Below are 12,151 nucleotides of genomic sequence, written 5' to 3'. Positions count from 1 at the left end.
CCGGCAGTCGAGCACGCCCGTGGGGTGGGTTTTTGGGGCATACGGTCCCTAAAAGGGGGAGGGGTCAGGCCAAAAGCTTCCGAATGGCCGCCTCGACCCTTGGCGGCATCGTCACCGCAGCCTCACGTTCGAATGCATCCCGTGTCTCGCCCCGTATCATCTCATCAGGGATGCGGACCTCAGAACGCACTTGTGTCAGCTTTTCTCCCTTTGAGCCGTTCTTTCGAACGCCATAGCCGAGCCGCCGATAAACATGGCCGTCCAAATTCCATTGTTTTACATGGCGGTATGGGAACAGACCACCCATGATAAACGTACCGCCGAATATTTGACGCTGGCCAAACGGCTTGGCCGCAACGCCCTTTCGTGTCTCACGAGCATTGAAGTATTTCAATCTGACAAATCCACCACGGGATTTGAGTGAATACAACAACTTTCCCGGTTTTGCCGTATCCACGTTTTTGACGGCGCGGACGATAACCCGCCGCTGCAACCCAGTTTGTTTCGTCAGGTTGCGGACAACACGGGTGCGCGCCCTTCGACCTATCTGGTTGACTATGCGCGGCAAGACTTTCGGGAATTCGGCATTCAGCCGCTCTATGCCATCAGCGTATTTGCGCAGGCCTTCCAGGTTCACCCATCGGGCGTTCAACATAAGAATGAACTCCCCAAACAAAAACCCCGGTCGCGAGTGCGCCGGGGTTTCGTCTAATCTTTTTTAGCATCCAAGGTGTAAGTCAACTTACTGCCGCACGTCAATAAGATTTTTCAAGATGGTGAGCGCTTATGCCTTCAAAAGCCCGGAAAAGCTGGACGCCCAGCATGTCTTTTTCTTCAAGCCATGGTGTTGCTGAAAATGTTGAATATGTCAGGCGATGGCTTGTCAGCTTGTTTGCGAGGGCTGATTCCAGCTGCAAAAGTGCTGCAACCCAAATCTGGTAATCGATGCGACCAAGAATGTCGGAGAGTGGGTCGGGCAGGAATTCGTATTTTAAATAAGCACCATGCTGTGGGCGTTTGGTGCGATGGTTGTAACCATCAACTTCAAGCGAATATTCCCTTCCGAATGCATCCTTGGCGAAACGGAGCATAAACCATGCCGGTTTGCCATTGCGCTCGATTAGGGCCTGATCAGGTTCCAAGGCACCAAAATCGGGGGTTCGTCCAAGAATTGCCGATGAGATTACGAGCGCAACGATACTTGCGCCTCGTTTATCTGCAGTGCGAAGGCTAAACCGCTCGACAGCACGTGCAACAGCATCCCGCGTCAGATCGCCTTGTTCGTGCCAGTCGGCTACCGGGTTCCAGCCTTCCGGGAAAGAAACGTCAAATCCGGCAAGGTCAGCAACAGCGCGCCCAATCTCAAGCGCATCCTCATGTGGCGCGCCCTGTTCGATCCACATGCCCGGCTCAGGGCGATCACGGTCGACCAGTGTCATGAGTTCCGCAAACCCCAGAACTTTACCCCAAGACGAAGCTTCCATTTGCCGCCAGGCGGAATGAATGTTATCCAGTCCATCGGTGCCACCGCCTTTTGGTAGTTCGTGGACGAAAGCCCAGACAAGAAGTTCTTCAATTGTTACGGTTTTCATATTCTGCACCACTTGCGATAGTTTGCACCAGTTTGCACCACTTGGAAAACTGGAAATAATATATTAAAATCAGATATTTGCACCAGTTTGCACCAGTTTTGGCTTGTGTATATAATAAGCTTTTTCCCCTATCCCCCTTTTTCCCTTATATATACGTGAGAAAAACTGGTGCAAACTGGTGCAAGCTATTGTAATCATTATATTATTCCCGTTGTTTAAACTGGTGCAGAGTGGTGCAAACTGGTGCAAACTACTGCACAGCATAAATTCAATTATATCAAGGGCTTGCCGGTTTTCAGGGGTGAAAGCCGAGCCAAAAGCGGGGTTGCGGGGAGGATTGGCGAGCTTCATCGCAAATGCGCCTCATAGTCATCAGAGCCGGACGTATGCGCGGGTTTCGGCACTTCAATGAGGCGCAAGCCATGGTATTTGACCGCCCGCCCGTCCTCGCGTCGGTACTTCTTTTTCATGATCAATCCGAATCTGGTCAACGAAATGGGCTTGCCACCCTGATCGACCGTGAAGTCAACATATGCCTGATAAAAGTCCTTGGCGGTCACCTCACCGTGTTCGTCAGCTTCGATACATCGGGCACAGAAGGCGGACGTGGGGTCCATCTCGTCGCGGTATTCTTGAGTTTTTGCTTCGACCGAAGCCGGAATAACCAACCCTTCACGCAGGAAGATCAGCACGCCCTCAATCAACCAGTTTAATATTCCGGGATATTCCGGTTGGAATTCCGAAATGACTTCTTCAAATTCGCGCTGTTCCTCTTTTTTGAGCGTCACAGGCCAATGCACCACGACCATGCGCCGCCAAATGCCATTGTCCGTGCCGGTGATGCGTGGATAGCCGTTGCCGGACATGTGCCCGGTGAATATGGGTTTGAAATCAAAATACCCCTGAAACAGGTCACGGACGGTAAAGTCCTCGCCGCCGGTCAAATCCTTGACCAGATTTTCGCGCAAATCCTCGCCTTCGGGCAGTTCTTTGACACGCAGGAAGCGCCGGCCATAGAGACGCGCCATATCAGGCGAGGCCGCACCGCCTGAATTGCCTTCACCGATAAAGGACTCGGATGGAAGGGTGACCGAAACGTCACCAAGCAAGCGGCAGAGGGTTTCCATATAGACCGATTTGCCGTTCGCACCGAAACCGTAATGAAAGAACAATTTCTGTACAGTGATCCCAACCAGACCCAATCCAGATGCGACCTGAACCATGCGACGCACATCATCGCTTGGCAGCATCCGTTTAAGGAAGGCATCCCATTTCGGGCATTTGGCATTATTGTTGTAAGCGACAGGCACAATCTGCGTCATCAGGTCGGCGCGGCGGTGCCCTTTTAAAACTTTGACGTTTGCGGTTTTGCGCTCAATGGTTTCCGGGATGTCCTCGCGATTATCGTCGGGATCGTCAAAAGCCGGGTTGCGCACTTCTTCGACTTTGCGCGAAAAAACAAGCGTATGATCAAGTAAAGCGACCTTGAGCGGGTCAGCGTTGAAATCATCCGGCGAGCGCATCACATGCGGCGCGAGACAGGTCAGCATCGCTTCCAGTCGCGCCCGGTTTTTCGACGTGACCGCATGGTCCATGCGCCGTTTCTTGCGCTTGGCAAGGTTCTCCTTTGCATTCAACGCCGCGTCAGCCAGCCTTTTTTCCGGCTTTGATCGCTCATCTTCCCCCTTTTTGAGGGATTCCTTTCCCGCTTTGACGGCTTCTTCCTCGGCAGGGGTATATTGCAGGAATTCGGTTTCCATGGAGATGCGGCCACCAAGCTGCTGTGCAATAGCAAGGGAACGCGGATCGCCGGTGTCGATATCCCAATGGGTACCATCCCAAATCGCATAAGTTGCCTTACGGGCTTTGCTCTGGGCGAGCACGAGCATATCCTCACCAAAGTGGCGTTTCAGGCGTTCTGCATTGTCTGTGTCAGAATGATCAAGCACAGAGCATGCGCGCACTACCTCGCGGTCCACTATCCTGTCCCCGCGCGCGGTGGCCGCTGGCTCACCATCGTCCGGGGAGTGTGCATCAGGCACACCATAGGTATCGGGGTTGCGGGGCTCAATATCGGCGGCTTCCGCCTGCCGCGATGCTTCATCCATTATGGCGCGAACAGCCGCTGGAATGTCTTTGATTGGCTTATTCACGCGGCACCTGCCATCATTTCAGAAAAATCTATGCCTGCTGGTGGCCACGCAATTGCCACCCGCCTGTCTGGCTTGATTATGCGCGCCTTGGCTCTGGCCATGGCGGCGGCGGTCATGATGCGCTCAGAATCCCCGTCACCAAGAAGAACCACATCACGCACATGCTCACCGATCCAAAATCCATCCTGCGGGGTTTGATCGGGGCGGGGGATTGCGCCCTGCACCATGACAGGGCGCGGGCGTCCCTTGGCATCTTCTTTTTTGAGTGTGGGATGCGCAAACTTTGAAGCAGGATCGGCGGGGCCGGAGAGGTTGCCAAGGTCGCCAGCAGCAAAATAGAAGGTGTCAGGCCGCAGGTTTTCTGCACGTGCAACCGCCAGCGTGTTTTCGATGCCTTCACCGCCAACCCAGCGCGCCAGATCTGGCTTTCCTGCAAGCGGTATCAATCCGCCTTTCTTGGAGCCGCGCATTTTCTTGGTTGGCAATATTTCGCCTGTCGCGGGGGCGATGATTGATGGCCTGCATTTTGGGCGGTTGTTGAGGTCAATCCAGGTGATGTGACAGCCGATGACACCAAAGTCGGCGCCAATGATCGGGGCTATCATGGCCGGGCCTTCATGGATCATGTTCCCGGCATGCCAGTAAGCCGCATCCGCGCTGATGCGAAGCCAATCACCACCGGGTACGCAGGCCCCACGGACAGAAAGATAAAACCGGCCTTCAGGCATAGAAGAACTGCGCAGACTGGAGGCACGGCCATAAATGGCGCGCGCCTTGTTCCGCTCGATTTCGCGATAGTCGGCGTGTTTTTCCGCCTGTTCGGCCTGCAGCGCGGCATTGCGCTGGCGCTGTTCTTCCAGCCGCTTCAGGCGTGCAGTTTTGTCGTCATCGGTTTCCCGCTTGCCACCATCCGGCACAGGCAAGCCCAACAGGATAGAGCACGCTTCATAAAAACCCTCACGGGTTTTAGGGTTCAATCCACGCACATGCGCAGCCATGCCGATGGCGTCATTGCCGCCTATTCCACCTTGGCGGCAGTTCCATTTGTTCTTCTGGGTGTTGAAGGCAAATGTGTCGCGACCGCCGCAGGCGGGGCAGGGTTGCGGGTGCTCATTTCCGCGCGGGTTGCATTTCAGTCCGAGGCGCTGTGCAGCATCTGCGATTGTGACGGCGCGCGCATCTTCGACAAAAAGCTTCAGGACAGATTTCATTCTGCAGCCTCCATCTGCGTGCCTTCCATCGTTTCAATCCGCTGGCCTATCCAGCGCATACAGTTAATCGCCATGGAATTGCCGAGGGCTTTGTAGCGCGGGCCGTCGGCGGCCATTTTCTTGCCTACAGGGATATTCGTGTATCCGTCTGGGAAACCTTGCAGGCGCTCACATTCGGTTGGTGTGAGGCGACGAACGGCCCAATTAGTCACCGTATGCGGGATGGCATTCGGACACAGCCCCCGATCTTCACCCATCCCGCCAGCCTGCAATGATTGCGCAACTTCTGCTTCTGCCCCGTTACGCAGATCGTAAGCGACAGCCTGTGCCTGTGGTGAAGATGCACCAAGCGGGCCTGACCGATCGAAGGTTACTTCGGGGTCTTCGCGGCTGTTGAAGGCTATCGGAATGAAGTGACCTGCTGCGGCACCTTCAGGGCGACCGCCTGCTCCGCCAATAAAGCTGTCTTTACAGATAGCACCTGCAACGATAGGCGCTTCATGATTGCAATTGAGCGTCGGCCCACAATTGAAACCTATCTCTGCGCCACTCTGGCCAGTGGCCATTGAGATTATCCCGCCGTCAAGATCGAAGTCGGTTCCAAGTCCGCCACCGCCTGTAGGGCGTGCGCTAATTGTTGGGGCAACTTTTTCCCCCGGCTCTCTGCTCGGCGCAGAATTCCCTGACATGCCTTCACGCTCAAATAATACCGCTGCGGCACGTCTCCAGTCTCCAAGATATCCGACAACGAACACACGCCTTCGTCTTTGAGGGACAGCCCGTCCAAACCCGTCCACTCGGACATACTGAGCGTCAAGCACTCGCCAGGCCGCATGATACCCGCATTCTTCCAGCCCTCGGATAAAGGTTCCAAAGTCCCTTCCTCCGTTGGAAGACAGGATGCCGGGGACGTTCTCCCAAACCAGCCAGCGGGGCTGATAGCGTCGAGCGATGGCAAGATAGGTGAGCATGAGGTTGCCGCGTGGGTCAGCAAGTCCGTGACGAAGTCCCGCGACTGAAAAGGACTGGCAGGGCGTTCCGCCGACAAGAAGGTCAATTGCATAATCTGGCCATTCCTTGAATTTGGTCATGTCACCAAGGTTAGGGACACCGTTTACAGACAGTTCATCTCCCGGCATGTTTGCGCTGTAGTGATGAGCGAGAACCCGAGAAGGGAAGCGTTCAATTTCTGAGAAGAATGCTGGCGACCAGCCGAGCGGATGCCAGGCCTGTGTTGCCGCTTCAATACCTGAACAGAGTGAGCCATAATGTATCATTGGTTGTCTGCCATGCGATCCGCCCACTCGTCAGGGAGCTGGATTTGATCCAATGGTGCTAAAAAGTATCTGCGCACAGCTTTGTCACTCAGACCTGAAGCTTCGCGTATGTGCTTTCGCGAAAGCCCCATTTCGCGCAACAGCGAGAGGCCTTCAAGGATGGTTGCAGGATGCAGATCAGGTCTGAAACTTGCAGGCGTGATGCTGCCGGGCTGGCCGAACGTTTTCATGGATAAACCTCTCGTCGGGTGGCGAGTTCTTTGCGGTCAAAAAAGCTGATGGGGCGTTCAAGCCAGTTGCAGAGCGCTTGAGTGGATTCAGGCCCGATGCGCCGCCCACTGATTATGCGGCGGACATCATCAAGCGGAATGGCGCAGCGGCGGGCAACTTCGCCCTCCCTCATGCGGCAGCAAATGCGCTTGCGGTCCACATACATGCCGAGAATGGTGAAATCGGTTTTTGCAACAGCACTCATTCTGCTGCCTCATCGATGAAAAGCTCGCCTTGGAGTGCGTCTTTACGGTCGAGCATGCGAAGAACTGTTTCGCCCACATGCTGGCGGTCCCATATGAACCAGCCATTCAGCATTGGCGGGGCACCCTGACCGGTAAAGTCAATTTTCCAGCGCATGAGATAGACGCGCGCAGGCGGAAAATCAGACCAAAATGCAGCCAAACCGCCAGCACCTGGCCATGACCAGTTCAGCAAAAGGGCCATGTAATCGACATTCAGTCGATCCAGGGCGTGATAAAGCCAGCGCGCTTTGCCTTTCCCCAGGGCATGAATTGCAGGCGTGCCCCAGCCGCAATCTATAAAGGGTGGATTGGTAAAAATCGCTTTGGCCGGAGCAGATCCGTAGTCATAAAAGCTCTGGATTTCCGCACCGCATCCCCTGTCGATTAAATCGGAAGCGTAGACATTGAGGCCGACAGTCTGGAGTTCCCGCACCATTGCGCCGTTGCCCGCTGCTGGCTCCCAAATACGGTCAAAGTCGCGCAGCCGGGTCAGTTCCGCATGGATTATTGCGCGTGTCGGTTCTGGCGGCGTGGGGTAAAATTCGTTTTTTTCACGTTCTCGCTTGTCAGATTTTACAATCTGTCCATCAAGTAGAACGGGCGCAGTTTTTGCTTTTTTACCCATAGCGCGAAACAAGCCGCTTGCTGAAACTGTCATCGCGACACCGCCCACCAGAGCAAAAATGCATACATGCCACCGATAGTGCTGCCAGCGCTGACGGCAGAAAGCAGGAGCAGCAGCCTTGTAAACTCGACTGATCGGCTGGAGAAACGAACCGCCATTATTCTTCCCCCACAATGCGGAGGCTCGGATCGCCGCGTCGGGCGTTCGCCATTTGATGCGAAATACTGGTCCGCAAATCCGTGACTGAACGTTCAAGACTTGAACTGACCCTGTCCATTTGAGTGGCTTCTGCATGGGTGACTTTCCCATCCGCAAAAGCTTGTGCGCTCACGCTCATCAATTCACTGGCGTTGCGCATGACGCTGGAATGCGCCGCGAGAAGGTTGCCGGTTGCTCGCGTATCGTCATCGGAATCAGCGAGCCGCCGCCCGTTCAGCGCGGCCATGGCGGTGGTTACCACCGGCACACCACATTCACGCTCAAGCATGTAAACGGCATTGAGCGGCATAAGATCTGTATCGGTGGTGTTGTTCCATCTGCCGACATGACTCTTAGAAATACTGGTGATTTCGGAAACGCGCTCAATCCCGCCGCAATATTTTATCAGGTCGCGCTGCGCGGATTTGATCCGCAAAAACCATGCCTCGTTTGCAATCGTCATCCTTCAGTCCTCAAAAGGCAAAGTTTTCCCGTGGCGGGAAAAGCCGCTGTTTTTTCCCGTTAAGGGAATGGATTTTTCGTGTCAGTTTGGCCGGGTCAGATCATCAAGGCGGCGCGCAGTTTCTTCCGGTCCGGAAGCAACGGGTGAACCGTCTGAATAAGGGGGCAAAACCATGCCGATCACATCTGCTGAAACACAGCTTGCCAAGGAAACCATCCTTGCTGCGATCTTCAAAGAGGCCTTCATAGAGGCGTCCGTATCCTTCGGGCGTCGAGACACGAAGGCGTTCGATATCTTGCGCAGGCAGCTGCGTGATCTCGCCGACCGCATACCGGCGCGTAAGCTCGTGGAGACGGCGGCTCTGCAGGCTGGCGCGACGGATGTGGAGGAATTGCGCAAAGGCGCTATTCGGGACGCGGCCTTTGCTCTCAACGAAGCATTCCAGGTCGCGGCGAAGCGCGTCCACCGAAGGCTGTAAGATGTCGCGGGCCAGTTCATTCCCCTCACAGTCAAGCAATCGCTGCTCTTGAGCGATCGCACGGCAAAGTAACAACGCAATACGGCGCAGCCGCACCCTATTCAGGTCGCGGCGTGAGTGCCCGTGCAGAAAGGCGCAACATGCATTATCCAGACGGCGAGCTAGGGAGATCATGCGGCCATACCCTTCTTGCTGCGCATACAAATAGAGATGAATTCACTGGCTGTGACACGGCCGTTCGTCCCGCGCTCCACATCAAGAGCGAGATCCACACTTGGGTTTCTGGCCCCGGACAATGCGCGCGTCAGTGTACTAGGGGATCTGCCTATGCGTTCTGCAAAAGCAGAAATCCGTTCACCTGTTTCGTTAAGATAGCTTTGGAGCGTGTTCATGTGGCGGAAATTGCCAAATAGGCAAAATAAAGTCAATAGTGATTTTGCCTATTTGGCTATGGTTCAGGTGGATTCTCTGACGGATATTTGCCGCATGGACAAAAAAGTTGAGAATCGTATCCGCGAATTGCGCCTCGAGCGCGAAATGACGATTGAGCAAATGGCGGAGGCTACGGGTCTTTCCGTATCCTATGTATCGCGACTGGAGAGCGGTGAGCGGAATCTTTCAGTCCGCAATATGAATTTGTTCGCTCATGCATTGGCTGTTGAGCCAAGAGATTTACTGGTCGCACCCAAGGAAAAGCCGAAGATGGCGATTGCTGTGATGGGGCGCATTGGAGCTGGTGCGGAAATTCGACCAGACGAAGAGCAGATACCTCCAGAAGGGCTGTACGAGATTGAAACGTTTTTTCCGCTTCCAGATGATGCCATTGCTTTCGAGATTGAAGGTGATTCTCAGTATCCTCGTTATGATCCCGGCGATATCATAATATGCTGGCGTCATAGCAGTGCTCCAGACCACCTTATTGGATCAGAAGCTGCAGTGAAAACATCAGATGGGCGTCGTTACCTGAAGAGAATATTACGCGGATCGCTGCCTGGAACGTTTGACTTGGAAAGTCATAACGCACCACCTATTCGAGGGGTTGAAATCTCATGGGCGGGGTCAATCCAGTCAGTAATACGAATGGGTCAATGGAAAAAATTGCCGTCATCAGAGCGTGTTAACATGATGCGCAAGATGACCGCACAGAGTAAATAGGGGCAGGCGTTGCGTATAACGAAACGTGTATTTGGGGTGGCAATCCTAGCATCATTAATGCAACCATCTCCAGCAATTTCATATGACGAAAAAAAAGGGCATGAATTACTTGATGGCTCTTGGCAATCATTGGTAACAGGCGAAACGTGGGTCTTTAATAGTGTAGATGGTAAATGGCTGCAGTTCGTTGGTGCAAAACGCTACGATTCTGACTTCAAACTTATTGGAATGCCAGCCAACCTTATAAAGATTTCATCCTCGTCAGGTCGGAACTACATCGTTCACTTTAATACAGGTAATACCTTGATCCGTGTTTTCTTGGAGGGGGGGGAGACATACCTTTTTTACTTGAACGCACCAAATCGGACTAATGGAAATTGGAAAGATGGCCAAATAGGAAGCCCGGGACTTGTGCCCGGGCTTTTTCTTTGCCGTATCGTCAAGCGTGGTGTACCCAGTAAAAACATAATTTGCCTATAAGTCAAAAATTGCTTGACTAATATTTGCCTATTTGGCAACTAATGTCTCCATTAAATCAAATGGAGGCTACGATGCATCTCCCGCAATCAATCAAAACGCATTTCAAGCGCCCTGCATTTCCGGTGCGCAATGATGATCCACGTGCTCTTGAGGATACGCCACATCTTCGCGCCATCGAAATGGCGCGGACCATGCAGGAAATGGCAGCCTCGCATGGTGCTGCGACATTTCTTGATCTCACCCGCGCCGGTTTTACGTCTGCCGAAATTCTGGAATTTGGCATTCAGGCGCAGAACCTCGCAGCACAGTGGAAGGCTGAAAGCCGCAAAAAGGCTTATGACAACATCGAAGACATGGCGATGAAAGTGCGCGAGCCAGTTCCCAGCCGCCCACCCATGACCGAGAACTATCTGACGTCACCGGCATTTTTTGAAGCATGGGGACGGTATTGTGCAGGCCGTGCCGCGCTGATGCTTGATCCATGGGCTGCGCAGCGTGAGCGCTGCATTGTGCATCTGGCGCAATTCCTCAATCTGTTGCCGCTTTTGCCGGTTGAACGTGCGCGGCTGACGCAGGCTGCAGAAAAGTCGCTGCCAAAGATTGCCGTTGCTCATGCGAGGGCAGCAGCATGAATGCCAAGTCTTTAAAGGATCAGGAGCAGGCGCCTTATGACGCCACCGCGCCCGTGCAACGTCGCCGTTCTATTCTGTCATTTCGTCCTGACGGCAGTCTCATGAATCTGGCGGAGCCGATCGAAGCCGATGTCGATTGGCAGGTGCTGGGGAATGCTCTTTCAAAGATTGCCCGTTTCAACGGGATTTATAGTGGTCTTGCCTATTCTGTTGCGCAGCACAGTGTGATGGGTGCCGATGCCTTGATCAATGAAACAGGTGATGCGGTGCTTGCGGGTTACTTCCTGTTGCACGATGCGCACGAAGCCTGGATTGGTGATCAGTCACGGCCTGCGACCGAGCTTCTGGCAGATGCGCTTTACCGCATGCATGACATTCCGCATCATTGGGTGCGCAATGCCGTCAGCGGGATGAAGGCCGATCTGGATAGGCCTATCTTTCATAAGGCTGGCTTGTCGCCTGTCTTGCCGCAGATTGTTTGCGAAATGGATGATCGCATGCTGCAGGCCGAGGCGCTCGCGCTTTTTGGCAAGTCTGGTTATCGCAATTTGTCAGGCCGCATTCTGCCTTCGCCGAAGCTTACCGGCGCCATCAAACCATGGGGTGCCATGAAGGCCGAAGAACAATGGCTTGATCGCCTCAACCGTTACCTTGGTATCGATTGGAGGGCGGCATGAGCCTCAATCGTCATGAGATGATTGGCCGTCTTGGTGCTGATCCTGAAGTGCGCAGAACCAACAGCGGCGACATGATTGTCAGCATGCGCATTGTTACGTCCGATGTTTGGCGCGACAGAAATACCGGCGAGAAGAAAGAAAAGTCGGAATGGCATACGGTGGTGATCTTCAATCAGAATATCGCCAAGACAGCCGAACAATACCTGAAAAAGGGTAACATCGTCTTCATTTCCGGCAAGGTTCGAACCCGCAAATGGGAAGATCAGAGCGGTAACACCCGCTATTCGACTGAAACCGTGCTGGAATCCTATGGTGGCGACCTTGAGTTGTTGCCGCAAGGCAATGGCAGCGGGCGCGGCACACCAAGCCCGGATGACTATGGCGAAACGCGCACGCGCGATCATCAGAGCAATTCACAATCGGCGGAAAGCTACGCCAGCCAGAGCGGCGGGGGCTTCGCGCGTGATCTCGATGACGAAATCCCTTTTGCGCCGGAATGGCGCGGATAATTTCCCCCGATTTTTAAACCGCAGCAGAGGAAGCCATGCAACGCATCCGTGACTCCAATACCATCATTGGCATTCTGGAAAATGGCGAGGTTGTTCCCCGCCTTTCCAAAGAATTGCTGGAAACATTTCTCGCCTTGAAAGAGCACACAGGCGACCGCCCCAAGGTGAAAGCCAAAGGGTCGGTCA

At 53.9% G+C, this 12,151-nt stretch carries 16 protein-coding genes; 6 read left to right on the top strand and 10 right to left on the bottom strand.

All coding sequences use genetic code 11. From position 1 onward, the window contains the following. Positions 1-64: 64 nt before the first annotated feature. The 10 genes from ABE530_RS17845 to ABE530_RS17800 all read right to left on the bottom strand — a co-directional run bounded on the left by ABE530_RS17845 (position 65) and on the right by ABE530_RS17800 (position 8,034). Positions 65-655 carry a hypothetical protein gene (locus ABE530_RS17845; protein WP_499695443.1) on the bottom strand — a complete coding sequence of 197 codons (591 nt, stop codon included), beginning with the start codon at positions 653-655 and terminating at the stop codon, positions 65-67. A 100-nt stretch (positions 656-755) separates the two neighbouring features. Next, complete coding sequence (locus ABE530_RS17840) at positions 756-1,592, bottom strand: hypothetical protein (RefSeq protein WP_499695442.1); 837 nt, start codon at positions 1,590-1,592, stop codon at positions 756-758. 69 nt (positions 1,593-1,661) lie between these two features. After that, a complete protein-coding gene (locus tag ABE530_RS17835; protein ID WP_499695441.1) occupies positions 1,662-1,943 on the bottom strand; it encodes a hypothetical protein in 282 nt (93 codons plus the stop codon). After that, a complete protein-coding gene (locus ABE530_RS17830) occupies positions 1,940-3,745 on the bottom strand; it encodes a DNA primase family protein (RefSeq protein ID WP_499695440.1) in 1,806 nt (601 codons plus the stop codon). Before ABE530_RS17830 ends, ABE530_RS17835 begins: the two co-directional genes overlap by 4 nt. Further along, positions 3,742-4,956, bottom strand: coding sequence for a DUF7146 domain-containing protein (locus ABE530_RS17825; protein ID WP_499695439.1), 1,215 nt, complete (start codon positions 4,954-4,956; stop codon positions 3,742-3,744). Before ABE530_RS17825 ends, ABE530_RS17830 begins: the two co-directional genes overlap by 4 nt. Then, positions 4,953-6,233, bottom strand: a complete 1,281-nt coding sequence (locus tag ABE530_RS17820; RefSeq protein ID WP_499695438.1) for a DNA cytosine methyltransferase — start codon at positions 6,231-6,233, stop codon at positions 4,953-4,955. Before ABE530_RS17820 ends, ABE530_RS17825 begins: the two co-directional genes overlap by 4 nt. Continuing rightward, entirely contained in the window at positions 6,230-6,463 is a 234-nt protein-coding gene (locus ABE530_RS17815) for a hypothetical protein (protein WP_499695437.1), read from the bottom strand. The genes ABE530_RS17820 and ABE530_RS17815 overlap by 4 nt, the downstream gene beginning before the upstream one ends. Further along, positions 6,460-6,708 (bottom strand): hypothetical protein, encoded by a 249-nt coding sequence (locus tag ABE530_RS17810; protein ID WP_396997241.1) that lies wholly within the window; start codon positions 6,706-6,708, stop codon positions 6,460-6,462. The genes ABE530_RS17815 and ABE530_RS17810 overlap by 4 nt, the downstream gene beginning before the upstream one ends. After that, entirely contained in the window at positions 6,705-7,406 is a 702-nt protein-coding gene (locus ABE530_RS17805; RefSeq protein ID WP_499695436.1) for a hypothetical protein, read from the bottom strand. The genes ABE530_RS17810 and ABE530_RS17805 overlap by 4 nt, the downstream gene beginning before the upstream one ends. Before the next feature lie 124 nt (positions 7,407-7,530). Beyond that, positions 7,531-8,034: a hypothetical protein gene (locus ABE530_RS17800; protein WP_499695435.1), complete on the bottom strand. Its 504-nt coding sequence runs from the start codon at positions 8,032-8,034 to the stop codon at positions 7,531-7,533. A gap of 172 nt (positions 8,035-8,206) precedes the next feature. On the opposite strand from ABE530_RS17800, the gene ABE530_RS17795 reads away from it, so the two are divergent. The 6 genes from ABE530_RS17795 to ssb all read left to right on the top strand — a co-directional run bounded on the left by ABE530_RS17795 (position 8,207) and on the right by ssb (position 11,965). Next, complete coding sequence (locus ABE530_RS17795; RefSeq protein ID WP_499695434.1) at positions 8,207-8,512, top strand: hypothetical protein; 306 nt, start codon at positions 8,207-8,209, stop codon at positions 8,510-8,512. A 390-nt stretch (positions 8,513-8,902) separates the two neighbouring features. Continuing rightward, positions 8,903-9,667 (top strand): XRE family transcriptional regulator, encoded by a 765-nt coding sequence (locus ABE530_RS17790; protein ID WP_499695433.1) that lies wholly within the window; start codon positions 8,903-8,905, stop codon positions 9,665-9,667. A 9-nt stretch (positions 9,668-9,676) separates the two neighbouring features. After that, positions 9,677-10,147 carry a hypothetical protein gene (locus ABE530_RS17785; protein WP_499695432.1) on the top strand — a complete coding sequence of 157 codons (471 nt, stop codon included), beginning with the start codon at positions 9,677-9,679 and terminating at the stop codon, positions 10,145-10,147. Between the two features lie 71 nt (positions 10,148-10,218). Then, a complete protein-coding gene (locus ABE530_RS17780; protein WP_499695461.1) occupies positions 10,219-10,779 on the top strand; it encodes a hypothetical protein in 561 nt (186 codons plus the stop codon). Beyond that, complete coding sequence (locus ABE530_RS17775; RefSeq protein WP_499695431.1) at positions 10,776-11,456, top strand: hypothetical protein; 681 nt, start codon at positions 10,776-10,778, stop codon at positions 11,454-11,456. Before ABE530_RS17780 ends, ABE530_RS17775 begins: the two co-directional genes overlap by 4 nt. Continuing rightward, positions 11,453-11,965 (top strand): single-stranded DNA-binding protein, encoded by a 513-nt coding sequence (ssb, locus tag ABE530_RS17770; RefSeq protein WP_499695430.1) that lies wholly within the window; start codon positions 11,453-11,455, stop codon positions 11,963-11,965. Before ABE530_RS17775 ends, ssb begins: the two co-directional genes overlap by 4 nt. Positions 11,966-12,151 lie beyond the last annotated feature (186 nt).

Source organism: Brucella sp. TWI559 (assembly GCF_039674265.1).
Taxonomy (GTDB): domain Bacteria; phylum Pseudomonadota; class Alphaproteobacteria; order Rhizobiales; family Rhizobiaceae; genus Brucella; species Brucella chromiisoli.
Note: the sequence above shows the minus strand (reverse complement) of the source record. Positions and strands in the feature narration are given on the sequence as shown.